A 22,572-nucleotide genomic window follows, 5' to 3' on the forward strand; every position below is an offset into this window, starting at 1 on the left:
CTACCATTTGAACGCGGCCGAGATTTCATAGGTGCGCGGCGCGCCCAGCAGGATCTGATCGGGATAGAACGGATCGCCCCAGATCGCATAACGCTTGTCGGCGATGTTGCGCACCCGGAATGTCAGGCGGGCCTGATCGACCGCATTGAACACGGTCTTGGGGATGTCGACGAAGGCGTAGACATCGGCCACGGTGTAGGCCTTCAGCGTCACGGTGTTGGCATCGGCGTTGTAGCGGTCGCCGACATGGCGGCCGGTGATGCCGAGCTCGACCGCCCAGGGCGTGAAGAACCGGTACGACGCGCCGGCATTGGCGACGACGCGCGGCACGTTCGGCGGCGTGTTGCCGGAGAACGAGCCGCCGACAAAATCGTAATCGGCGTAGCGCGCATCGACATAGGCGATGTTGCCCCAGAGACGCAGAGGCTCGATCGGCCGCACGGATGCGGCCAGCTCGACGCCTTTCGACTCCTGCCGCCCGGCGAGGTTGAGCTGCATGCCGCCGGCCGCGGCATAGACGTTCTTGCGCAGGATGTCATAGGCCGAGAACGACCACTCCGCCCGGTTGTCCCAGAACAGGTGCTTGACGCCGGTCTCGTAGGTGCGCGCGGTGGTCAGGTTGAGCGGATCGGTCGGATTGAGCAGGAAGATGTTGTTGGCCGAGATGTCGGCGCCGGTCGCATATTGGCTGAAGAAGGTCAGGCCCGGAACGGCTTCCCACGTGTAGCCGATGCGACCCGTGGTCGGGACCCAGGATTGCGAGAACGGAAAGCCAACGTTCACGAGCCCGGTCTTGTCGGTCGAGTTGCGGTCGAGCCCGATATGCTCGGCGCGGAGGCCGCCGACCACCGCAAAGGTCCGTGTCAACTTCAACCGGTCCTCGAACGACAGTGCCTCGTTGTCGATCCGCGCGGTCTGCTGCTTGGTCGTGAGCAAGCCGTAATAGCCGCGATCGGGATTGACCAGCGAGACGGAATCATCGGGGAAATTTGCGGCGCCCGGCCTCACGAAATCAAGGTAGCTTGAGGAAAGCGTCGTGACCAAGCGGTTGTCAAAGCCGGCGATATTCGCATCCCAGACCAGGTCGGTGATGTTGCCGACCAAGCGTTGGCTGTGCGCGACATAGAAGCGCCCACGGTCGACCATGTTCGTGCCGGAATTGAACGCCTCGACCTCGTTGTTGAGCCACGTGCGCTCTGCGCCATAACCATAGGCCTGGCTTTTCAACGTCAGGTCGGGCGCGAGCTTCAGCTCGAAGCCGCCGCGCAGCCACACTTCCTTCGCCACGTTCTTGTTGTCGAGGACGTTGTAGTTGGTGTTGAAGGTGCGGTCGTCGATCGTGACGGCCCCAAGATCAGTCTTGTTGAAATAATTGCCGGACACGATTCCCGTCGTCGCATGCGAACCGCTGAAGGCAATCGGCACCAGCGGCGCCCCCCAATAGGCTTTCGAACGATCCTCGCGGTATTCGATCGCGCCCCAGACCTTGAGGCTATCGGAGATGCGGTAGTTGAGCTGGCCCGACACATCGAGCGTCTTGGTGTTGGTGTCGTCGGCAAAGCCGTTGAGCGAGGAACGACTGACGTCGAAACGGTAGTCCAGTCCCTGCACATTGGTGCTGCCGCCCGAGCCGTAATGCGCGCGGAACGAGTTCAGCGAATCCCAGGAAAAATCCGCCTCGTTCCGGATCGGACCGGTGTGCGGCTGCTTGGTGACGAAGTTGATCGCGCCGCCGGCGGCGCCCTCGCCCGACATCAGCGACGCCGGCCCCTTCAGGAATTCGACGGCCTCCAGGTTGGCCGTGTCGGTGATCCGCGAGGTCATGTTCTGCGGACCGATCTTGATGCCGTTGTAGAGCGTGTTGATCTGGCTATTGGTGAAGCCGCGCATGGAGAAAGCCGACGGCTCGGCCGGATTGTCGCCGGCTGTGACGCCAACCGCTCCCTGCGCGACGTCGGACACGGTGCGATAGCCCTGCTCGCGCATGGTTGCGGCCGAGATCACCTCCACGGTCGCGGGCGTTTCGCGCACGGTCAGGCCAAGGCGCGAGGCGCTTTCGGCGACGGCATTGGTATTGAGCGGCGTCTGTGCTGCCGCAGTCGGCACGACAGGCTTGGGCACTGCGGATGCAGTCTCCGGCCGGCGCGCTGCTGCGCGGCGTGGGCCCTGCGCCTCCCGCGCGGCGGGCTTGGCCTGCTTGCGGGATTGGGCAGGCGTTACCTCGACCGGCGGCAGAGGTTCGCGAGCCTGCTGCGCCAGCGCGGCGGAGGGATCAAGAACGACAAAGGATGTGAGTGCGGCGGATGCAAGCAGAAGCGCACGCCGTCGTATCATGTGAACAGGAGACACGGTCTTGGACCTCGGTATGACGTCAGTGGCACGTCACCGCGAACCAAGGTCCCATCTTCCGGCTTATAAGCCTTCCGATGAAGCCGAATGTCTGTACTCCCCGACCGACATCTTCGCGTGTGACCACGGCTGACGGCAGGTCTCCTGGCTCGCGGGTCAATACCTTGCGTCGCCTTCCCGGGACCGAGATACCCAGTGGCATGTGATGCAAGATTCGCCGCTTACAGTTGCGGGGGCAGCCACGGCATTGGGGACAATGTCCCCGCACCGCATTCCCTTTTCATCCCCTCTCGGGGAAACCGTCGCGAGCATCTAGGATTACGATCCAGACAGAGTCAATGTGCCAGTTGCGGCGTTATTGCCACAACGACCAGTTTCCTTGGAGATAAGCATGGGAGGCGAGACCTTCCTCTGGCTGATACGGCACGCGCCCGTCGATGGCGTCGCGGGGACGATCCATGCAGCCGACGCACCGGCCGATCTCGGCGCTCGGGCGCAGCTGGAGGCGCTGCGGCAGCGCCTGCCGCGCGACGCCGCGAGCTATGCGAGTCCGTCGCGGCGCACGGTCGAGACGGCCCGCGCGCTGGGGCTCGAGCCGCTGCAGCTGGACGAATTCAGCGAGCAGAACTTTGGCGACTGGACCGGCCGTCGGCACGACGAGCTCGCCGCGACCGGTGGCGAGGCCTATGCACAGTTCTGGAGCGATCCTGCGTGCGGACGGCCACCGGGCGGCGAAAGCTTCGAGGAACAGGTCGCGCGCGTCCGGCTGGGTCTGTCGAGGATCGGCGCCGGGGCCGCGACGCTCGTCGTGCATTCCGGCACGATCCGCGCGGCGCTGTGCATCGCGCTGGATCTGACGCCTCAAGCGGCGCTCCGGTTTGTGATCGATCCGCTGTCGCTGACCCGGATCGACCGGCTCGCGACCGGCTGGCGCGTCGTCTCCGTCAATCAGCGGACGATTTGATCAGGCCGGACGATCCGGCACATTGGCCTGCGCAAAGGTCGCCATGCCGTTGTGGAGCGCACAGGCCGACCGCACCAGCGGCAGCGCGATGGCCGCGCCCGATCCTTCGCCGAGCCTGAGATCGAGGCTGATCAGCGGCTGCAGATTCAGCGCGCGAAGCACCAGCCGATGGCCCTGCTCGGCGGATTGATGCGAGGCCAGCAGGAACGGCTGGCACGAGGGGTTGAGCCGCGCCGCCGCCAGCGCCGCCACCGACACGATGAAGCCGTCGATCAACACGGGGATGCGGAGCTGTGCAGCCGCGATAATTGCACCGCAGATGGCCGCAATCTCGAGACCGCCGACGGCGCACAGGATCTTTTCGGGCGAAGCGCCCGCAATGCCATGGCGTGCGATCGCAGCGTCGATCACCCGCGCCTTGTGCACACGGCCGGCCGCGTCAACGCCGGTCCCGCTGCCCGCGATCTCCTCAGCGCTCACACCGAGCAAGCCGGCCGCGATCGCCGCCGATGTCGTGGTGTTGCCGATTCCCATCTCGCCGAAGATCAGAAGATCGGGCTGCCCGGCCTGCGCGCGCGTCACCGCACGTCGGCCGGCTTCGAACGCAAATGCCAGCTCTGCGGGGGTGAGCGCAGCTTCGATACTGAAATCGCGCGTGCCGCTGCGCGGCTTGTCGGTCACGATTCCAGCCATCTCCTCCTGCGCCAGCGTGCCGGAATCGACGACCTCCAGGCTGGAGCCCAGCTCACGCGCGAGCACCGAGATCGCGGCACCGCCGGAGGCAAAGTTCGCCAGCATCGCGATCGTCACTTCCTGCGGATAGGCCGAGACGCCCTGGGCGACGATGCCATGATCGCCGGCGAAGATAACGATCGGCACCCGCGCCGCGCGCGGTTGCTCGGTTGCTTGGAGGCCCGCAAGCTCGATCGCGAGCTGCTCGAGCCGGCCAAGCGCGCCGGTCGGTTTCGTCAGTTGCGCCTGCCGCGCCACCGCCGCCTCGCGATGGACTGCGGAGATATCGGGGCATTGTTGAGTGACCCATTCGGGGAGCATGCTGCCTCGCTTGCCTCACAGCCTGTGCTTGAGGATGTAACTGTCCATGATCCAACCGTGTCGTTCGCGCGCCTCTTGCCGCACCGCGACGATACGCGGGCCGATCTCGGCCAGCGCGCCGGACATGATGATCTGATCGGGCATGCCGAGATAGGCGCCCCACCAGATGTGCAGGCCTTTCGGATCGAGCGACTGGAACGCCGTGCCGCCGTCGAGCATCACCACCACGGTATCGACGCCTGCCGGCCAGCCGCCCTCACGCAAGCGACGTCCCGTCGTGACCAGAAAGGGCTCGCCGATGTCATTGAGCGGCAGCGCATGCGCCGCGCACAGCGTCTGGATCGAGGTGATGCCGGGAACGATCTCGATCTTTGGCGAGGGATTGAGCCGCCGCGCAATGCGCAGCGAGGAATCATAAAGCGAGGGATCGCCCCAGATCAGCAGCGCGACTCTGCCCTCGCCTTCGAGATGATCTGCGATCGTCTGCGACCAGGCAGCGGCGACGGCATCGTGCCAATCGTCCACGCCCTTGCGATAATCCGCTTCAGCGGCATCACGGACGGGCAGATCGAACTCGGCGATGCGCGTCGTGTCACTGGTGAGCACATCCGCGCAGATCGTCCGCCTGAGATCGGCGAGATCGGACTTTGCAGTCCCCTTGCGCGGGATCAGGACGAGATCGGCCGCGTTGATGGCAGTGATCGCGGCGCGCGTGAGCTGCTCGGGATCGCCGCAACCGATGCCTATCAGGGAGAGCGTGAGCATCGTGGCTGCGAAGGGCGGCATCACGGCCGCCCGTTCGCTTGTCTCTAGGCCGCGTTGTGCAAACGCGGTGTGACGAGGCCGGCCGCGGTGACGCCGCGCAGCGACTTCGCCAGCGCCAGCACCCCGAGATCGGCGAGCGGCTCGATCACGATGACGAGCGCATAGGACGCCGCGAAGGTCGCGATGTTGACGAGGTTGGTCGCGCCAAAACCGGCGCCATAGAGCGCCCAGAACGCCACCCAGGCGATGACGCCGGCCTGATAGGTCGTCGAAAGCGCCAGCGCCTGGCGGTACTTCAGATCGACATAGGCCGTGTTGCTCGAAATGATCCGCGTGGCGATCGCCTGGATCCCGAACAGCGGCACCAGCAGCGTGGTGACGTTCATGCCATATTGCGGCAGGTCGGGCGGCTCGAAGAAGAAGCCCTGGAACAGCAGGCCGAACGCGAGGCCGAAGGCCGCAGGCGCAGCTCCAAACAGCAGGAACAAGGTCGAGCCGAGGATGAAGTGCACTTCGGAGACGCCGACCGGGAAGTGCGGCAGGATCTCGAAGAAGATAAACACGAGTCCCGTGGTGGCGAGCGTCCGCGCCGCGAACGAAATGATGCCCTGCTCGCGCACGGTCTCGACCGCGAGCTTCAAGGCAACGCCGCCCACGGCGATGCCGGTTGCGTAACTCAGCACGAGCTTGGCGTCCGAGACTAGTCCGGGTTCGATATGCATGGCTCAGATCCTTCTTGCCGTCACACCCGACGGCCTTGGCCTCAAAACGTGCACGGCCGGTCTCCTGGCTCGCGGTTCACTGGGAGTCTCCGGCCTTCCCGAGCCTTGCGGCCCAGTGGCTGATCGAAGTCCCTCACCGCTTACAGTCGCGGGGGCGGCTGGGGTTTTGGGCGCCGCAACTGGGTCCGCCCATCCCCATTCCCGATTATGCTCCGGCGCTTTGCGCCGCGTCGAGCACCATGCGTCTCCTGTGTGCCCCTTTCGCCAGCCGGGCGTCAAGGGGCGAAGGGCGGCCGAGAGCGTCATGACGGATAATCCCCGGCCAGCGCGCCGAACAGGATGACGGCCGCCGTGGAGGCCGCTCCGCCTCGCGCAACCTGCTCGGCAAGTTCCGAAATGGTGGTGCGGACCAGCCGCTCATCGGGACGGCCGAGCGATTCGGCGAGCAACGCCGGAGTGGTTGGGGCGAGGCCATGCTCGATCAATTTCGCGACAAGCGCCGGAAACGTGCGGCGACCCATATAGACCACGGTCGTCGCCTCGGGATCGGCCAGCGCTACCCAGTTGAGGTCTGGCGGCAGCTCGCCGGTGACGTCCGCGCCGGTAATGAATTGCACCCGGCGCGAGGTATGGCGCCGGGTCAGGGGAATCCCGGCCTGAGCCGCAGCCACGCAGGCCGTGGTGACACCGGGAATGATCTCGTAGCCGATGCCCGCTTCCCGCAGCGTCTCGAGCTCCTCCTCGAGCCGGCCAAAGATGCCGGCATCGCCCGACTTCAATCGCACCACGCGCGCGCCTGTTGCGGCGTAGTCGACCAGCAATCGATTGACGTGGTGCTGCTTGGTCGAGGCCCGTCCTGCCCGCTTTCCCACCGCGACGAGATTGGCGCCGGGCCGGGCCAGATCGAGGATCGCGCCTGAAGCAAGATCGTCATAGAGCACGACGTCGGCCTCGCGCAGCCGCGCGGCACCCTTGAGCGTGAGCAGCTCGGGATCGCCGGGGCCGGCAGAGACAAAGGAGACAAAACCGCTCACCGGTCCTCCGCGATCAGGTGGAAGAACGTGCCGGTGGCTTGTCCCCGCCGCGAGCCGGTCTCGGCGATGACCGCGCCTGTCGCGTCGTGCACGACCGCCAGCGCCGTGTCGGGCTGCGCGACGATCGTCGAGTAGTGGAATTCGTGGCCACGCAGGCGTGCACCCGCCTGATGACCCGGCATCGGCGCGGCGAGCTCGGCCAGACGATAGCCCAGATGCATGCGGCGCTTGGCAAAACTCGTCTCCAGGCCGAGCAGGCCCGTCATCTCGTGGCGGATGCCATCGGCGTCGGTCAAAGCGGTGCCCAGCACCATATAGCCTCCGCACTCGCCATGCACCGGGCGCGTTTCGGCGAAGGCGCGCAATCCGCTGCGGAAGCGCGCATTGGCCGCGATCCTGCCGGCCTGCAGCTCGGGATAACCGCCGGGCAGCCAGCACACATCGGCGCCCGGATCAGGGCCTTCATCGGCGAGCGGCGAGAATGTCGATATCTCCGCACCCGCCGCGCGCCACGCTTCCAGCATATGCGGATAGACGAAGGAGAATGCAGCGTCACGGGCGAGCGCAATGCGCTGGCCGGGCGGCGTTACGTTCACGCCGCTCGCGGCAGGTTGCGGCGACCAGGTGGCAGCCGAACGCAGCACCGCGTCGAGATCGACATGTTCGGCAACGAAGCGGGCGGCCTCGTCGATCAGCTTGCCGATCTCCGCCTGCTCCTCGGCCTGGACCAGTCCGAGATGCCGTTTCGGCAGGCTGATCTCGGCATGGCGCGGCAGCGCGCCGAACACGGCGATGCCGGCATCCAACAGCGCGCGCCGCACGAGGGCTTCGTGGCGCGGGCTCGCAACGCGATTGAGCACGACGCCCGCAAGGCGCAAGCCGGGACGGTAATCGCGAAGGCCCGCGGCAATCGCGGCCGCCGTTTGGGCCTGGCCCGAGGGATCGATCACCAGCAGCACTGGCCAGTCCAGCATCTCCGCGATATCGGCGGTCGCTCCGGTGCCGCAGACGCCGCGCGCGGCAACGCCGTCGAACAGGCCCATCGAGCCTTCGGCCAGCACGACATCTGCGTCAATGCCGCGACTGACGAGATGCGAGATCGTCCCGCGATCCATCGCCCAGCTGTCGACGTTGACCGAGGCGCGCCCCGTCGCGGCCGCATGAAACGCGGGATCGATGTAATCGGGGCCGCTCTTGAAGCACTGCACCCGCAATCCGCTGTTGCGCCAGGCGCGCGCGAGCGCCAGCGTCAGCGTCGTCTTGCCGACGCCGGAGGCCGGCGCGGAGATGACGAGCCCTGCCGCCATCACGACACCTCCGGAAAACGCGGTTCGGCGCCGACCGGCCGATAGCGGCGATCATAGTCGCCGGCATAGAGACGGCTCTCGGAAAATTCCGCCGCGCCCAGCGTCCTGCCGACCAGGATGAGCGCGGTGCGCTCCATCTCGCTGCCGACGGCAACGTCGAGCGTTGCGAGCGTGGCGCGGACGATGCGCTGGTCGGGCCAGCTCGCACGCCAGACGATCGCGACCGGGCAGTCCGCGCCATAATGCGGCGTCAGCTCGGCGACGACCTTGTCGAGCAGATGGATCGACAGATGGATCGCGAGCACCGCGCCGGTGGCGGCGAAGGCGGCGAGCTTCTCGCCTTCCGGCATCGCACTGGCGCGGCCCGGCGTGCGCGTCAGCACCACCGTCTGGGCAAGGCCGGGCAGCGTCAGCTCAGCCTCCAGCGCAGCCGCGGCGGCCGAGAAAGAGGGAACGCCGGGCGTGACCGTGTAGGGAATGTCGAGCGCGCGCAGGCGGCGGAGCTGCTCGCCCATCGCCGACCAGATCGAGAGGTCGCCCGAGTGCAGCCGCGCAACGTCCTTGCCGTCAGCATGTGCGGCGGCGATCTCCGCGACGATTTCGTCGAGCGACAGCGGCGCGGTGTTGACGATGCGCGCGCCGGGCGGGCAATGCGCCAAGACGCCCTCAGGCACCAGCGAGCCGGCATAGAGACAGACCGGACAGGCGGCGATGAGGTCGCGGCCGCGCAACGTCAGCAGGTCAGGCGCGCCCGGTCCTGCACCGATGAAATGCACCGTCATGCACCATCTCCTTCCGCGATCGCCGCGGTCGCGGTGCGATCCCGCGAGACCACCCGCGTCGCGATCAACCGCGCGCCAGGTCCAGCTGCCGCGAGTGCTGCGGCCTCGGCGACCGATCCTGTTCCGAATTTTTCGGCGACGAGTTTTGATTTTGTCGGCGTGTCGATGCTAACAAGCATTTCGGCGGCGATCGCCTTGATCGGCACGCCGCATTCGCGCGCAAGTTGCTTCAGCGCCTGCGCGTCCGCTTTATCACTCACGGTCGCGACCGCAGCAAGGCCTTCGGGACCGCCCGCCGCCATCAGCACCTCGCGCAGCGAGCCCAGCGTGACATCCTTTTTGAATCCGAGCCCGGCGACCTTCATCGGACCGTGCTCCATTGCACCACGGGCCGCACCGTCTCCCAGGAGCGGTAGCGGCCGAGCGGAGTGGCGTGCGCAATCTCGACCCGCATCAAGTCGCCGCCGTGGCGCTGGTGCAGCTCACCCAGCAGCGCTTCCGTTTCCAACGTTACCGAATGCGCAACCAGCCGCGTACCGGGCGAGAGCCGCGACCAGATGGCGTCGAACATCGCGATGTCGAGCCCGCCGCCGATGAAGACGGCGTCAGGCCCGTCCAGCGCAGCAAGGGCCTCAGGCGCCTTTCCCGTGATGACTGTGATTCGATGCGCCAATCCGAACGCCGCCGCATTGTTGCGGATGCTCGCAACGCGATCCTCGCGCGCCTCGACGGCGATCGCCGTCCCGCCGCACAGCGCCCACTCGACCGAGATCGAACCCGAGCCCGCGCCGATGTCCCACAGCCGTTCGCCGGGACGCGGCGCCAGCGCCGAGAGCGCGAGCGCACGGACCGGACGCTTGGTGATCTGGCCGTCATGGACGAAGAGATCGTCCGACAGTCCCGAGCTGCGAGGAAGGCCCTGCGCTCCTCTCGCCTCCACGGCCACCGTGACCAGGCTTCCCGCAAGATCGCCTGTGAAGCTGTCGGCGCGATGCGCGTTGATACTTTCGCGCGGCCCGCCAAGCGCGGTAAGCGTCCAGAATGCCGAGGCACCCCATCCGCGCGTCGTCAGCCATTTTGCGAGATCACCAGCCGCCTTCGCGTCGCGTACGAGGCAAATGATGCGCGCATCGTGCGCCAGATGCGGCACGAGACGCTCGAATGGCGCGCCGTGGAGACCGAGACACGCAACGGATTCCAGACGCCAGCCAAGCCGCGCAGCAACGAGCGAGAATGTCGAGGGAGCCGGATACGCGATCCATTCGTCGCTATGGAGCTTTTCAGCGAGGTTCGCGCCGGCGCCGAACCAGAACGGATCGCCGGAGGCGAGCACCACCGTGGGACGCCCGCGGCGGCTCAGCACGATCTCTGCATCGAACGGCACCGGCCACGGGCGTCCGCGCTCCGTCACGCCGGCCAGTGCAAGATGCCGTTCACCGCCAAAGACAGTTTCGGCATCATCGAGCGCCTTTCGGCTTGCCTCGGATAGCCCGGCAAGGCCATCTTCGCCGATACCGATGATGGTCAGCCAGGGATCAGCCATGACGCGCGCCCTCATTCTGGGCGGGACGGCCGACGCGAGCCTGCTCGCGGCGGAGATCGCGCGCGCCGGCATTGACGCTGTCTATTCCTACGGCGGCCGCACCCGTGCGCCGGCCGGTCAGCCGTTGCCGACGCGTATCGGCGGTTTTGGCGGCGTCAGCGGTCTTGCCGATTACATTCGCCGGCAAGACATCACGCATGTGATCGACGCTACGCATCCCTTTGCCGCCGAAATGAGCCGCAATGCGGTCGCGGCATGCGCGGAAACCGGTACGCCGCTGATCGCTCTCGAGCGTGCGCCCTGGACCAAAGCGCCCGGCGACGACTGGATCGACATACCTGATGTCAATGCCGCGGTCGCCGCACTGCCCGAGGCGCCGGCAAATGTGTTCCTCGCCATCGGCCGCCAGCACATCGCGCCGTTCGCGACCAGGCCGCAGCACGCCTACACGCTGAGATTCGTCGATCCGGCCGAAGCGCCGCTGCCCTTTGCCGCGGATGTCATCGTGTCGCGTGGGCCGTTCACGCTCGAGGGCGAGCTGGAGATGCTGCGCGCGCGAGGCATCACCCGGATCGTCGCCCGCAATTCGGGTGGCGACGGCGCGCGCGCCAAGATCGACGCTGCGCGGGTACTCGGCCTGCCCGTGATCATGATCGCGCGACCGCAATTGCCGGAACGGTTTCGGGTCGAGAGCGTGGCCGAGATCATGCAGTGGCTCGGTCATCGGGCCTGCCTCGGCGCATAGACCCAGCGGCCGACGCGGCGCGTCTGCGAGTTGCCGACGATTACCAGCGTGCGCATGTCGGCCATCTCGGGTATCGCTTCATTCAGCCTGACGGTCTCGATCCTTTCATCGGCGGCGCTGATCGCGCGCGCGAAGATCACGAGGCGCTCGCCGCAGCCGGCCTCGTTCAGCACCGCAAGCGCACGGCCAAATCCTTCCGGTCGGCTCACTGAGCGCGGATTGTACATCGCAATGGCAAAATCGGCTTCCGCGGCGAGCCGCAGGCGCTTCTCGATCAGCGCCCACGGCTTGAGATTGTCGGAGAGATTGATCGCACAGAAATCATGGCCGAGCGGCGCGCCGGCGCGCGCGGCAGCCGCCAGCATCGCGGTGATGCCGGGCAGCACACGGATCGGCAGTTCCTGCCATTGCGGCGCGTGTTCGAGCGCCTCGAACACGGCGGAGGCCATTGCGAAGACGCCGGGGTCACCGGAGGACACGATGACGACTTGCCCGCCTTCGGCCGCAAGCCGCAGCGCCTCGCTCGCGCGCTGCAGCTCTTCGCGATTGTCGGAGGGATGCAGCTTGAGTCCCGGTCGCGGCGGCACGCGCGCGACATAGGGCGCGTAGCCCAGAATGTCGGTCGCGGCGGCAAGCGCGGCGGAGACTTCGGGCGTCACCAGCGCATCGCTGCCCGGCCCGAGGCCTGCGATGGTCAGCGTGCCCGTCATTCGGCGGCGTCCGGATGCCGGCCCTTGCCGTGCACGAGTACGATCGCGAAATAGGGGCAATCGGCGGCATCGATCTCCGCGAGCCGCACCACGCGCTCGCCCGGCATGGTGCCGCGCTCGACCAGCCAGGCATCGTCCAGCCGTCCGGCGGCAGCGAGCGCGCGGCGGACCTTTGCGAGATTGCGCCCGGTCTTCATGATCACGAGCGCATCGGAATCGCGCATTCGGCGTTCGAGCTCGGCCTCGGCGAGCGTGCCCATGAGCACCGTCGTCACATCGTCGCCAAGCGCGATCGGCTGTCCCACGCCATTCCAGCAGCCGACCATGCCGGGAATGCCGGCGATCACCTCGATCTCGACACGGCCCTGCAGGCGCGTGTGCAGATGCATGAAGGAGCCGTAGAAGTAAGGATCGCCCTCGCAAAGCACGACGACGTCGACCGCGCGCGCCAGCCGCGCCAGACGTTCCGACCATTCATCGTAGAATCCGGCAAGCAGCTGGACATATTCAGGCGTGTCGAAGGCGATCTCGGTCGTAACAGGATATTCCATCGGATATTCGGTGACGTCGGCAGCCAGCATGCCCTCGACGATGCGGCGCGCCTGGCCGGGCCGGCCCTTCTTGCGGAAATAGGCGACATGCTTTGCGCCGCGCACCGTGCGATCGGCGCGCACGCTCATCATGTCAGGATCACCGGGGCCGAGACCGCAGCAAATGATGCGTCCCATCGCTATTCGCTCCGGCTCGCCAGTGCGTTCACGGCGGCGACTGTGATCGCGGACCCGCCGAGGCGGCCCTCGACCGTGAGCGCGGGGACCTTCGGATCGGCCATCAGCGCCGCCTTGGACTCCGCCGCGCCGACGAAGCCGACCGGACAGCCGATGATCGCCGCGGGCCGCGGACAGTCACGGTCGTCCAGCATGTTGAGGAGATGAAACAACGCGGTCGGCGCGTTGCCGATCGCCACGATCGCGCCGTCGAGATGCGGGCGCCATAGCTCCAGGGCCGCAGCCGAACGGGTGTTGCGCATGGACCGCGCGAGCGCGGGAACAGTCTCGTCGCCCAGCGTGCAGATGACAGCGTTGGCCGCGGGAAGCCGCGCCCGCGTAATTCCTTCGGAGACCATGCGCGCGTCGCACAGGATCGGTGCGCCCCTCTGCAGGGCCGCGCGCGCGGCGACCGCCATACCTGATGTGAAGCGGATATGCGCTTCGAGGCCCACCATGCCGGCCGCATGGATCATCCGCACCACCACCTGCTCCTCGTCAGGCGTGAAGCGCGCAAGATCGGCTTCGGCCCGGATGGTCGCAAAGGACTGCCGGTAGATCGCCGCGCCGTCGGTCTCGTAAGTGTGCGGCATCAGTGCCCTCCCATCAGGATGGAGGGATCTCTGACGATGTCGTCGCGGTTCAGCCCCCGCAGGATGGGCTCATCGCGCGTCGACCCGGCGCGCACGAGGTCGAAGCCGGCGCCGGTCGCAACCAGAGTGATGGCGGCGGGACCGGAATGGGCGCAGCCCTTGGCACAGCCGGAGACGTGGAGCCGTGCGGCCGCGCCGATGTTCGGCGCCAGGGCCGCAGCAAGACCGCGGGTATCGGCATGCGCCTCGCGACAGCGTGGCGCGCCGCTGCACGCGATGACGCGCAGCGCAGGATCGTAGGCCTCGGTGATGAGACCGGTCGCGTTCGGCATCGCGCGCTTGCCTTCGCTCAAAACCATCCGCCATGGCGTCATGCGCAGCGCATGCCCGCAACCGGCGAACTGGTCGAGCGTCGCATGCGCCATCTGCCCGAAGGCGACGCCGACCATCGCACCTTGCGCATAGAGGCCGGGGCGCGCCGCGGCCATGATCGGCGCCGGCTCGGCCTCGCCGCGCAATGCCACCGGCAGGATTGCACCGGCGGCAAGATGCGCCGCCATCCGCCCTCGCCCGCCTCTGGCGCCGCCAGAGATCACGAACCATTTAGCGAATGCCAGCGCGGTGGTCACGGCTTCGCCACGCGCGACGGAGCGGCCAAGCTTGTCGCCATCAGCCCGCACCAGCAGTCCGCCGGAACCATCGCGCTCGATCCGCACATCGGCGGAATCGCCCGCAAGCACGCGTGAGGTGCCGTCATCGATCGCGAAGCCGAACTTGGTTGGAAGCTCGAGTTGGCTGTCGGCGAGCGCCTCCTCGAGTTCGGCGGCGAGCGATTGAGTCGCGTCGCCGGCACGCCAGAACGGCGTCACAAGAATGTTGCGACGGGATTCGGTCTCAGCGTCCGGATCGAGCAGCGCCAGTTGCGAAAGGCCGTCGAGCAGCAGCCTGTGGCTGGTCTCGTTGACGCCCCTGATCTGGAGATTGGCCCGGCTGGTCACGTCGATCAGGCCATTGCCATGGCGCTCGGCGAGATGGGCCAGTCCGGAGATCTGCGCCGCGTCGAGCCGTCCGCCGAACGGACGCACGCGGACCACGAGTCCGTCGCCCGATTGCATCGGGCGCAGCGCGCCGGGACACCAGCCCTTGACCACGGAAGCGCTCATGACGCCTCCCGCAGCGCAGCCGCGATCGAATTGCGGCGCGTTCGCCAGAGTGAGGCCTCATGCAGGCGCGTGAAACACGTCTCCATCGCCGCCAGTGCCGCCGGATTCTCGCGGGCCATGAAGGCGCGGACGTCCTCACTGCCGAGCGTCGCATCGTAGTAAAGGTCGAACAGATGCGGCGGCACCGCGGCGGCCAGATGCGCGAAGGCGGCCATATGCTCGAGCGTTGCGGTGATCTCGGCCGCCCCGCGAAAACCGTGGCGCATCATGCCGGCGATCCAGGCTGGGTTGGCCGCGCGCGCGCGGACGACACGGGAGATTTCCTCGGTCAGCGTACGCGCATGCGGCTGCTCGGGGCGCGTCGCGTCGAGATGATAGAGCGATGGTCCGGCCGCACCGAGATAGGCTGCGGCAGCCGCAATGCCGGCCTCATGCGCGGCATAGTCGGCCGCGAGCAGAAGATCGGTTTCAGGCAAATCCTGCACGTGAACAAAAGCATCGGCCGATAAGAGCCGCTTCTCGATACCGGCACGATCGAGCCTGATCTCGCCGTCGGCCGAGAACGCCCATGACGATGCCGAGAGCCATGCTTCGCCGGCGGCTTCGCGCGTCTCGGGCGTGAAGGCGTCCGGGATTGCCGAGAGGCCGACGCCGTATTGTCCGGGACGCGGCGCGAACACGCGCGATGTGCGATGGCGATATGGATTTTCGTCGCCCTCGTCCTCGCGGGCCGACAGCGCCTCGGCTGCCGCCTCGAACAATTGCGCAAGGCCCGAGAAGACGTCGCGGAACAGGCCCGAGACACGCAGCGTGACGTCGATGCGGGGCCGGCCAAGCTCGGCAGGCGCGATGATGGCGTAGCCGGTCACACGGCCGGAGGCGTGATCCCAGCGCGGCGCGAGGCCGGCCAGATGCAACGCCATGGCAAACTCCTCGCCCGCGGTGCGCATCGTCGCCGAGCCCCAGAGATCGACGACGAGGCCCTTTGGCCAGTCGCCGTGATCCTGCAGATGACGACGTAGCAATTCTTCGGCGAGCTTAATGCCTTGCGCATGCGCCGACGGCGTCGGCACCGCGCGCGGATCGACGGCAAAGAGATTACGCCCGGTCGGCAGCACGTCCTGCCGGCCACGATAGGGTGAGCCTGACGGACCCGGCGCAACGCGCTGTCCTGCAAGCGCGGCCCGCAAAGCGTCGCGCTCCGCGTCGCCGCAGGCGCCGCGGCCGAACACGTGCAGGCCGTCGCCGAACTGGCTTTCCTTGAGATCGCAGACGAAGCGGTCGATCCGCGGGATCGCTTCGGCCGGTGCGGCGGCTGCATCGAGGCCAAGATCGTCTTCCAGGCCAGCCGCGCGTGCCTCATCGCGGATCGCGGCAATCAGACGCTGGCGGCGGGCGGGATCGAGGCCATCAGCCGTCGAGTATTCGTCGAGGAGCTGTTCGAGCCTGCGTAGCCCGTCCGGCACCGCTGATGCGGCGAGCTGCGGCGGCAGATGGCCGATCGTGACGGCACCCAGGCGCCGCTTGGCCTGCGCGGCCTCGCCGGGATCGTTGACGATGAAGGGATAGATGACGGGCAGATCGCCGATCAGGGCTTCCGGCCAGCACGCCTGCGACAGTGCCACGGATTTTCCCGGCAGCCATTCCAGCGTGCCGTGCGCGCCCATGTGCACGACGGCATCATGGCCCTGCTGCCGGAGCCAGAGATAGAACGCGACATAGGCGTGGCGCGGCGTGCGGGCGAGATCGTGATAGTCGGCATCGCGCGTGGTCGCATCGCCGCGCTCCGGCTGAACCGCGATGATCGACCGGCCGCATTGAATCGCGGCGAAATGGAACGCGCCGTTGCGACAACCCGGATCGGTCTCCGGCGCGCCCCAGGCTTGCGCGAGATCATCCTGCAACACTTGCGGAAGGCGCGACAGCGCAGCGCGGTAATCGGCAACGCTCCAGCTCAAGGTCTGCTCGAGCAGCGTGTCGCCGAGTCCATGGACCGGCGCAACATCGAAGCCGGCCTCCGCGAGATCGGACACCAGGGCCTCGACCGAGGCCAGCGCATCGAGACCCACCGCATGCGCAATCTGATGCGGACGGCCCGGATAGTTCGAGAGTACGAGTGCCATCCGCTTTTCGGCGGCCGGCTTCTCCGCAAGGCGATGCCAGGCCGCAACGCGCGCGCCGACGGCCTTCACGCGCTCGTCGTCGGGCCTGTGTGCCAGATGCGAAAATTGCAAATCGGGATCGCGCATCGCGGCCGATTTGAAGCTGACCACGCCCGCAAACAGGCGACCGTCGACCTCGGGCAGCACCACATGCATCGCGAGGTCGCCGGGCGACAGGCCGCGGAGCGAGCTCGCCCAATCCTCGCGCCGCGCCGTGGAGAGCGCGACCTGGAACACCGGGCAGGATGCGGCATCGAACGGCGTCGTGCCGTCGTCGCCCATCGCCGAGAATGCCGTCGCATTGACGATCGCGGCCGGAGGATTATGCGCCAGATACTCGCGCAACCAATCCGCAACCCCCGCGGCTTTCAGCGAGGTGACGAACACACCATGCGCGTCGAATCCCTTCTCGCGCAATGCGCCGATCAGGGCATCGACCGGGCCAGTGTCGGCCGCGGTGAGATAGGAGCGATAGAAGATCACGAGCGCGCGCCGCCTGCCCTCACCCAACGCCGGCGCGGCAATGACACCGCGCGCGGGATCGTAAAAGCCCATCTCGGGCACGGTCATCTCGCCGATAACAGGTCCCGCATAGAGGCCCGAAGCCAACGCAAGCTGCGCGATCGCGGCTTGCGATGCGACAGGGCGCGCCGGTGTCGCAGAGCACCTTGAGCCGCCGCAGCGTCGAGACCGGCAGGGTCGAATATGCATCCAGCCGCGTATCGTCGCGGCCGTCGGCCGGCAGCACGGCCAGCACGATGCCGCGCTCCTTCGCCAGTTGCTGCAGGGCCGCGAGCCCATACGACCAATAGGACTCACCCCCGATCAGACGCACGAGGATGCCGCGCGCCTGCGCCAGCGTGCGCTCGATATAGGTGTCGACCGAGAGCGGATGACGGAGTTCTGCGAGATTGACGAGCCGTAGCGACGGCAGGCTGTCGCGGCCACGGCGCCAGCCGGCCGCGAACGCGGCAAGATCGGAATCTGAATACGAGAGCACCACGAGATCGGCCGGATCCTGGCCGATGTCCCTTGGTATCGCGGTCTCCTCGAGACCGCGGCTCTCGCGGAAGACTACGTGCATTAGATACCAGATCCTGAAAGACCAAGTCCCGCCTTGATCGCGGCTTCATCAATGTTTCCGTGCTCGCCGATCACGACGAGCTTTGACCGCCTCGCACCCGCGCCCCAGGGCTTGTCGAACTGGTGCCGCACGCGCTCGCCGACCGCTTGCAGCAAGAGGCGCATCGGCTTGCCCTCCACCGCGATGTAACCCTTGACGCGCAGCACGTTCTGCTCGCGCGCCAGCCGCTGAACGGATGCGACCAGCACGTCGATGTCGGTGACCTCAGGAAGATCGATCACGACGGACGCAAAATCGTCGTGCTCATGATCCTCCTCGCCGTCGTGATGCGAGGGCCGCGCGGCGAGATCATTCTCGGCGGCAGCGCCGAGGTCGAGGATGACACGCGCGTCGATCGCGCCGTCGGTGATCGCCAGCATCGGCACGCGGCGCGACATCTCGGCGGTGATCGCCGCCTTGGCTGTCTCGAGCCCTGCCGCGCCCGCAAGATCCGCCTTGGTCAGCAGCACGATGTCGGCGCAGGCGATCTGGTCCTCAAACACTTCCGACAGCGGCGTCTCATGGTCGAGATTGCCGTCCGCCGCGCGCTGCGCTTCGACGGCAATTGGGTCGGGCGCGAAACGGCCGGCAGCAACAGCTTCGGCGTCGGCGAGCGCGATCACGCCGTCGACCGTGATGCGCGAACGGATCTCCGGCCAGTCGAACGCCTTCAGCAGCGGTTTGGGCAGAGCCAGGCCCGAGGTCTCGATCAGGATATGATCGGGCCGCACCGGCCGCGACAGCAGCTTCTCCATGGTCGGAATGAAATCGTCGGCGACAGTGCAGCAGATGCAGCCATTGGCGAGCTCGATGATGTTCTCTTCCGGGCAATTCGCATCGGCGCAGGATTTCAGAATCTCGCCATCGACGCCTTCGCTGCCGAACTCGTTGACGAGCACCGCGAGCTTCTTGCCGTTGGCGTTGGCGAGCAGATGCTGGATCAGCGTGGTCTTGCCGGAGCCGAGAAAGCCCGTGACGACCGTGACCGGGACTTTTGCGAGCGAATTCATTCGGCAGCCTCCGGCACGACGGCCAAGGGGAGAATGGGGGGAATGCGGGCAAGCGATTGCTTGCGGAAGATCTCCGGGCGGCTGCGCCAGGGCACGAGGCCGTCGGGCGCGGCCGCATAGGCCGCGGCGCCCGCGACCACGTCGCTCGCATGCGCATCCGAGAGGCGACCATAGACATAGGACCAGCGGCCGGGCGCGCTGAGCGCGACCGAGCAACCCTGGTTGCATGCAGACAGGCATTCGACGGGAACCACGCTGACGCCCTCGGGCACGCCGGCCTCGAGGATCGCACCATGCAGGCGCTTGCCGGGCGTCGTCTCGCCCTCGCCAAGCGTCTCGCCGGCGCGGCAGGTGATGCAGACATGAAGTGTGACGGTCATCGCTTCTTCCAGAATAAACAGCGGGAAGCGAAGAGGCCCACGAACCGTTCTTGCGAAGGCCCGTTTCCCCGTCGCGGAACACCCCGTCCGCCGGTCCAAAATCGTCCGCGTTGGCAGGTCTCCCGGCTTCCGGAGCAGGGTTTCCCCTTCGATCCCCGCCTTCCCGATCTCATGGGGATCAGTGGCTTCGGGCATCTCTCCGGTCACGGTCGCGGGGGCGGCTGCATTTTGGAACCAAATCTTGCCGATTCGGACCCTATCGCATTCCCTCTTCGCCTGTCGTAGGACAGGAACCAACGTCGGGCCACCATTTGCCCCCGACCGCCTCTTGTCAAGCCGAAGGACCCCGTCCGATGACGTCAGAACCGGATACCCAGACGGCCGACGAAACCGACGCCCGTCACGCCTCGAAAATGGCGAAGAAGAAGGTCGCCCGCGACAAGATCATGGCGACCAAGAGCGGCGAAAAGGGCCTCATCATCGTCCACACCGGCGCCGGCAAGGGCAAGTCGTCCTCGGCCTTCGGCATGATCGTCCGCTGCGTCGCCCATGGCTTTCCCTGTGCGGTCGTGCAGTTCATCAAGGGCGCCTGGGATACCGGCGAGCGCCGCATGCTCACCGGCCATTTCGGCGACCTCTGCCAATTCCACGCCATGGGCGAAGGCTTTACCTGGGAGACGCAGGACCGCGCCCGCGACATCGCGGCCGCCCGCGCCGGCTGGGAGAAGGCCAAGGAGCTGATCCTCGACCAGAATCTCCGCATGGTCGTGCTCGACGAGATCAACATCGCGCTGCGCTACGACTATCTCGACATCGCGGAGGTTGTCGATTTCCTGGCGACCTCGAAGCCGCCGATGACGCATGTCGTGCTTACCGGGCGCAACGCCAAGGACGAGCTGATCGAGATCGCCGATCTCGTCACCGAGATGACGCTGGTCAAGCATCCCTTCCGCTCCGGCATCAAGGCGCAAGCCGGCGTCGAGTTCTAAGAAACTCGCGATGGCGCGCGCATTGATGATCCAGGGGGCCGGCTCGGACGTGGGCAAGTCGCTCATCGTCGCCGGCCTCGCGCGCGCCTTTGTGCGACGCGGCCTGCGCGTGCTCCCGTTCAAGCCGCAGAACATGTCGAACAATGCGGCCGTCACGGTCGACGGCGGCGAGATCGGCCGCGCCCAGGCGCTCCAGGCGCTCGCCGCTGGCGTCGAGCCGCACACCGACATGAACCCGGTGCTGCTCAAGCCCGAGACCGATGTCGGCGCGCAGGTGATCGTGCAGGGAAAACGCATCGCGACCGCGCGTGCGCGTGAATATGCGGCGATGAAGCCGTCATTGATGGGCGCCGTGCTGGAGAGCTTCGAGCGGCTGAAGGCGCGCGCCGATCTCGTGCTGGTGGAAGGCGCCGGCAGCCCGGCCGAGGTGAACCTGCGCAAGGCCGACATCGCCAATATGGGCTTTGCGCGCAAGGCCGACGTGCCGGTCGTGCTGGTCGGCGACATCGACCGCGGCGGTGTCATCGCGCAACTCGTCGGCATCAAGGCGGTAATCGACCCGGATGATGCCGCGATGATCCAGGGATTTGTCATCAACAAGTTCCGCGGCGATCCCACGCTGTTCGACGACGGCTACAGACTGATCGAAGAAAAGACCGCATGGCGCGGCTTTGGCGTGCTGCCCTGGTTCGCGCGCGCCGGCGAGCTGCCCGCCGAGGATGCGCTCGGCCTGAGCGATGCGCGCAAGCCGGGCCAATGCAAGATCGCCTGTCTCGCGCTGTCGCGGATTGCCAATTTCGACGATCTCGATCCGCTCAAGCTCGAGCCCGGCGTCGATCTCGTGATGGTGCGGTCGGGCGAGGCCATTCCCGGCGACGTCAGGCTCGTCATCATCCCCGGCTCAAAATCCACGCGCGGCGATCTCGCCTTTCTGCGCGCGCAAGGCTGGGACATTGATCTGCTGGCGCATTCCCGCAGAGGCGGCCATGTGCTCGGCCTCTGCGGCGGCTATCAGATGCTCGGACACAGCGTCACTGATCCCGATGGGATCGAGGGACCCGCCGGCGACACACCGGGTCTCGGACTTCTGGATGTGGAAACGGTGATGAGCTCGGAGAAGACGCTGACGCGTGTCGCGGCCGTGCATTGCCGCGACGGATCAGCCGATCGAGGCTTATGAAATCCACATCGGCCGCACTGATGGGCCGGATCGCGCGCGTCCATTCGCAAGGTTGAACGGCGAACCGGAAGGCGCGATCTCGCGCGACGGACGTGTGCAGGGCAGCTATCTGCACGGTCTGTTCACGTCGGACGATTTTCGCAAGGCGTTTTTGGCGAAGCTCGACATTCCCGCAGGCGACGAGCCCTATCACGCCAGGGTCGAGAGCGCGCTCGATGCCCTTGCCGATCACATCGAAGCCCATCTCGACGTCGAAGGCCTGCTCGCGCTAGCGCGCTAGCGCCTCGGCCAGGCGCGACCATTCGGGTTCGCCGCCCGGAAGCCCGAGGCGCAGCCATGCCGGCTCCCGCGCGAACACGCGAGACCAGATATGGCGACGCGCCAGCTTTTCCTGCGCGGCAAGCGCGTCAGGCGTCGCGTAGAGACGAAACAGCTGCGTCCCGCCAATGACCGTCAAGCCTTGCGACTGCACCATGCCATCGAGGCGAGCGCAGTCACGCGCGAGCCGCGCGGAGGTGGCCTCGGCCCAGGCATCGTCATACAGAGCGCGGCAACCGATCGCGATTGCCGCTCCCGAGACCGGCCAAGGTCCCGACATCGCGGCGATCCTGGCGATGTCGGACGCATTGCCGAGAGCGAAACCGAGCCGCAGGCCGGCAAGGCCGTAAAACTTTCCGAAGGAGCGCAGGATCAGCAGCCCCGGCCGGTCCTCGGATGCAAGTGACAGCTGCGGGGCCGCATCGGCGAAACTCTCGTCGATGACGAGACGGCCGACGCGCGGCAGCAGCGCCAGCAAATCCTTTCGCGGATGGCATCGGCCGTCAGGATTGTTGGGATTGACGACAATGGCGACGTCCGCGCCCGCCAGCGCGTCGAGCTCCCCGACCTCCTGGACCTCCCAGCCCGCGGCCGAGAGGACCCCCGCATATTCATTGTAGGTCGGCGCGAGGATGCACGCGCGGCCTGCCGGCGGAAGTTGCGGCAGCAGTTGGATCGCGGCCTGGGCGCCGCCAAGTGCGACAACCGCCGCACTCGTGCGGTAAGCGTGCCGCGCCGCCTGATGCAGCGCCTCGATCTCGGCGCGCGACGGCAACGCGCTCCACGCGCGCGAGCTCACCTCGCCCACGGGATAAGGCAGGCGGTTGATCCCGGTCGACAGATCGATCCAGTCCTCCGCGCGACCGCCGAAACGTTGCTGGGCCTGATCGAGATTTCCACCGTGCTCGCGCAT

The 22,572-nt window shown here is 66.9% G+C and carries 19 protein-coding genes, 2 pseudogenes and 3 riboswitches; of the genes and pseudogenes, 4 read left to right on the forward strand and 17 right to left on the reverse strand.

Annotated elements, in window-relative coordinates; translation table 11 throughout:
• Window positions 1-2,334 (reverse strand): TonB-dependent receptor domain-containing protein, encoded by a 2,334-nt coding sequence (locus ACVIN2_RS06950; protein WP_456765020.1) that lies wholly within the window; start codon window positions 2,332-2,334, stop codon window positions 1-3.
• 132 nt (window positions 2,335-2,466) lie between these two features.
• A riboswitch (cobalamin riboswitch) is annotated at window positions 2,467-2,668 on the reverse strand.
• 72 nt (window positions 2,669-2,740) lie between these two features.
• Between ACVIN2_RS06950 and ACVIN2_RS06955 the strand changes: the two genes are divergently transcribed.
• Window positions 2,741-3,313 carry a histidine phosphatase family protein gene (locus ACVIN2_RS06955; RefSeq protein ID WP_456765021.1) on the forward strand — a complete coding sequence of 191 codons (573 nt, stop codon included), beginning with the start codon at window positions 2,741-2,743 and terminating at the stop codon, window positions 3,311-3,313.
• On the opposite strand, the gene cobT is transcribed toward ACVIN2_RS06955, so the two are convergent.
• From cobT to cbiE, 8 genes are all read right to left on the reverse strand, one after another.
• A complete protein-coding gene (gene cobT, locus ACVIN2_RS06960; protein ID WP_456765022.1) occupies window positions 3,314-4,366 on the reverse strand; it encodes a nicotinate-nucleotide--dimethylbenzimidazole phosphoribosyltransferase in 1,053 nt (350 codons plus the stop codon). It abuts the gene before it with no gap.
• 15 nt (window positions 4,367-4,381) lie between these two features.
• Window positions 4,382-5,131 (reverse strand): precorrin-6A synthase (deacetylating), encoded by a 750-nt coding sequence (gene cobF / locus ACVIN2_RS06965; RefSeq protein WP_456769663.1) that lies wholly within the window; start codon window positions 5,129-5,131, stop codon window positions 4,382-4,384.
• A 44-nt stretch (window positions 5,132-5,175) separates the two neighbouring features.
• A complete protein-coding gene (locus tag ACVIN2_RS06970) occupies window positions 5,176-5,853 on the reverse strand; it encodes an energy-coupling factor ABC transporter permease (protein ID WP_456765023.1) in 678 nt (225 codons plus the stop codon).
• 37 nt (window positions 5,854-5,890) lie between these two features.
• Window positions 5,891-6,110, reverse strand: a riboswitch (cobalamin riboswitch).
• Between the two features lie 45 nt (window positions 6,111-6,155).
• A complete protein-coding gene (cobA, locus tag ACVIN2_RS06975) occupies window positions 6,156-6,887 on the reverse strand; it encodes a uroporphyrinogen-III C-methyltransferase (protein ID WP_456765024.1) in 732 nt (243 codons plus the stop codon).
• Window positions 6,884-8,194, reverse strand: a complete 1,311-nt coding sequence (locus tag ACVIN2_RS06980) for a cobyrinate a,c-diamide synthase (protein ID WP_456765025.1) — start codon at window positions 8,192-8,194, stop codon at window positions 6,884-6,886. The genes cobA and ACVIN2_RS06980 overlap by 4 nt, the downstream gene beginning before the upstream one ends.
• Window positions 8,194-8,976, reverse strand: a complete 783-nt coding sequence (gene cobM, locus ACVIN2_RS06985; RefSeq protein WP_456765026.1) for a precorrin-4 C(11)-methyltransferase — start codon at window positions 8,974-8,976, stop codon at window positions 8,194-8,196. Before cobM ends, ACVIN2_RS06980 begins: the two co-directional genes overlap by 1 nt.
• Complete coding sequence (locus ACVIN2_RS06990) at window positions 8,973-9,341, reverse strand: cobalamin biosynthesis protein (RefSeq protein WP_456765027.1); 369 nt, start codon at window positions 9,339-9,341, stop codon at window positions 8,973-8,975. Before ACVIN2_RS06990 ends, cobM begins: the two co-directional genes overlap by 4 nt.
• On the reverse strand, window positions 9,338-10,519 hold the full coding sequence (gene cbiE / locus ACVIN2_RS06995; RefSeq protein ID WP_456765028.1) for a precorrin-6y C5,15-methyltransferase (decarboxylating) subunit CbiE: 1,182 nt from the start codon (window positions 10,517-10,519) through the stop codon (window positions 9,338-9,340). Before cbiE ends, ACVIN2_RS06990 begins: the two co-directional genes overlap by 4 nt.
• On the opposite strand from cbiE, the gene ACVIN2_RS07000 reads away from it, so the two are divergent.
• A complete protein-coding gene (locus ACVIN2_RS07000; RefSeq protein WP_456765029.1) occupies window positions 10,518-11,264 on the forward strand; it encodes a cobalt-precorrin-6A reductase in 747 nt (248 codons plus the stop codon). The two genes, cbiE and ACVIN2_RS07000, sit on opposite strands and share 2 nt — an antisense overlap.
• Here ACVIN2_RS07000 and cobJ read toward each other — a convergent pair.
• The 7 genes and pseudogenes from cobJ to ACVIN2_RS07035 form a co-directional block, all read right to left on the reverse strand.
• Window positions 11,240-11,974, reverse strand: a complete 735-nt coding sequence (gene cobJ, locus ACVIN2_RS07005; protein ID WP_456765030.1) for a precorrin-3B C(17)-methyltransferase — start codon at window positions 11,972-11,974, stop codon at window positions 11,240-11,242. The two genes, ACVIN2_RS07000 and cobJ, sit on opposite strands and share 25 nt — an antisense overlap.
• Window positions 11,971-12,702: a precorrin-2 C(20)-methyltransferase gene (locus tag ACVIN2_RS07010; protein WP_456765031.1), complete on the reverse strand. Its 732-nt coding sequence runs from the start codon at window positions 12,700-12,702 to the stop codon at window positions 11,971-11,973. The genes cobJ and ACVIN2_RS07010 overlap by 4 nt, the downstream gene beginning before the upstream one ends.
• A 2-nt stretch (window positions 12,703-12,704) precedes the next feature.
• Complete coding sequence (locus tag ACVIN2_RS07015; RefSeq protein WP_456765032.1) at window positions 12,705-13,334, reverse strand: precorrin-8X methylmutase; 630 nt, start codon at window positions 13,332-13,334, stop codon at window positions 12,705-12,707.
• Window positions 13,334-14,497 (reverse strand): precorrin-3B synthase, encoded by a 1,164-nt coding sequence (gene cobG / locus ACVIN2_RS07020; RefSeq protein ID WP_456765033.1) that lies wholly within the window; start codon window positions 14,495-14,497, stop codon window positions 13,334-13,336. The genes ACVIN2_RS07015 and cobG overlap by 1 nt, the downstream gene beginning before the upstream one ends.
• Window positions 14,494-17,743, reverse strand: a pseudogene (gene cobN / locus ACVIN2_RS07025) (cobaltochelatase subunit CobN). Before cobN ends, cobG begins: the two are co-directional and overlap by 4 nt.
• Window positions 17,743-18,792, reverse strand: coding sequence for a cobalamin biosynthesis protein CobW (cobW, locus tag ACVIN2_RS07030; RefSeq protein ID WP_456765034.1), 1,050 nt, complete (start codon window positions 18,790-18,792; stop codon window positions 17,743-17,745). The pseudogene cobN and the gene cobW overlap by 1 nt, the downstream one beginning before the upstream one ends.
• Complete coding sequence (locus tag ACVIN2_RS07035) at window positions 18,789-19,172, reverse strand: DUF1636 family protein (RefSeq protein ID WP_456765035.1); 384 nt, start codon at window positions 19,170-19,172, stop codon at window positions 18,789-18,791. Before ACVIN2_RS07035 ends, cobW begins: the two co-directional genes overlap by 4 nt.
• Window positions 19,173-19,267: 95 nt before the next feature.
• Window positions 19,268-19,485, reverse strand: a riboswitch (cobalamin riboswitch).
• 40 nt (window positions 19,486-19,525) lie between these two features.
• Here ACVIN2_RS07035 and cobO point away from each other — a divergent pair.
• Together cobO and ACVIN2_RS07045 are read left to right on the forward strand one after the other, a co-directional pair.
• A complete protein-coding gene (cobO, locus tag ACVIN2_RS07040; RefSeq protein WP_456765036.1) occupies window positions 19,526-20,161 on the forward strand; it encodes a cob(I)yrinic acid a,c-diamide adenosyltransferase in 636 nt (211 codons plus the stop codon).
• A gap of 10 nt (window positions 20,162-20,171) precedes the next feature.
• Window positions 20,172-21,621 (forward strand): annotated as a pseudogene (locus ACVIN2_RS07045) (cobyric acid synthase).
• On the opposite strand, the gene cobD reads toward ACVIN2_RS07045, so the two are convergent.
• The gene (gene cobD, locus ACVIN2_RS07050; RefSeq protein WP_456765037.1) at window positions 21,610-22,572 is read right to left on the reverse strand and encodes a threonine-phosphate decarboxylase CobD; all 963 of its coding nucleotides are present in this window, start codon (window positions 22,570-22,572) and stop codon (window positions 21,610-21,612) included. The pseudogene ACVIN2_RS07045 and the gene cobD sit on opposite strands and share 12 nt — an antisense overlap.

The organism is Bradyrhizobium sp. USDA 3650, from assembly GCF_054057395.1.

Excerpts from the sequence above, each read along its gene's own strand:
- ACVIN2_RS07000 (WP_456765029.1), top strand. The coding sequence starts at position 10,518 with ATGACGCGCGCCCTCATTCTGGGCGGGACGGCCGACGCGAGCCTGCTC.
- ACVIN2_RS07015 (WP_456765032.1), bottom strand. The coding sequence starts at position 13,334 with ATGCCGCACACTTACGAGACCGACGGCGCGGCGATCTACCGGCAGTCC.
- cobW (WP_456765034.1), bottom strand. The coding sequence starts at position 18,792 with ATGAATTCGCTCGCAAAAGTCCCGGTCACGGTCGTCACGGGCTTTCTC.
- ACVIN2_RS06955 (WP_456765021.1), top strand. The coding sequence starts at position 2,741 with ATGGGAGGCGAGACCTTCCTCTGGCTGATACGGCACGCGCCCGTCGAT.
- ACVIN2_RS06950 (WP_456765020.1), bottom strand. The coding sequence starts at position 2,334 with ATGATACGACGGCGTGCGCTTCTGCTTGCATCCGCCGCACTCACATCC.
- cobJ (WP_456765030.1), bottom strand. The coding sequence starts at position 11,974 with ATGACGGGCACGCTGACCATCGCAGGCCTCGGGCCGGGCAGCGATGCG.
- ACVIN2_RS06990 (WP_456765027.1), bottom strand. The coding sequence starts at position 9,341 with ATGAAGGTCGCCGGGCTCGGATTCAAAAAGGATGTCACGCTGGGCTCG.
- ACVIN2_RS07010 (WP_456765031.1), bottom strand. The coding sequence starts at position 12,702 with ATGGGACGCATCATTTGCTGCGGTCTCGGCCCCGGTGATCCTGACATG.
- ACVIN2_RS06970 (WP_456765023.1), bottom strand. The coding sequence starts at position 5,853 with ATGCATATCGAACCCGGACTAGTCTCGGACGCCAAGCTCGTGCTGAGT.
- cobT (WP_456765022.1), bottom strand. The coding sequence starts at position 4,366 with ATGCTCCCCGAATGGGTCACTCAACAATGCCCCGATATCTCCGCAGTC.
- cobG (WP_456765033.1), bottom strand. The coding sequence starts at position 14,497 with ATGAGCGCTTCCGTGGTCAAGGGCTGGTGTCCCGGCGCGCTGCGCCCG.
- cobM (WP_456765026.1), bottom strand. The coding sequence starts at position 8,976 with ATGACGGTGCATTTCATCGGTGCAGGACCGGGCGCGCCTGACCTGCTG.
- cobD (WP_456765037.1), bottom strand. The coding sequence starts at position 22,572 with ATGCGCGAGCACGGTGGAAATCTCGATCAGGCCCAGCAACGTTTCGGC.
- cobF (WP_456769663.1), bottom strand. The coding sequence starts at position 5,131 with ATGCTCACGCTCTCCCTGATAGGCATCGGTTGCGGCGATCCCGAGCAG.
- cobO (WP_456765036.1), top strand. The coding sequence starts at position 19,526 with ATGACGTCAGAACCGGATACCCAGACGGCCGACGAAACCGACGCCCGT.
- ACVIN2_RS07035 (WP_456765035.1), bottom strand. The coding sequence starts at position 19,172 with ATGACCGTCACACTTCATGTCTGCATCACCTGCCGCGCCGGCGAGACG.
- cbiE (WP_456765028.1), bottom strand. The coding sequence starts at position 10,519 with ATGGCTGATCCCTGGCTGACCATCATCGGTATCGGCGAAGATGGCCTT.
- ACVIN2_RS06980 (WP_456765025.1), bottom strand. The coding sequence starts at position 8,194 with ATGGCGGCAGGGCTCGTCATCTCCGCGCCGGCCTCCGGCGTCGGCAAG.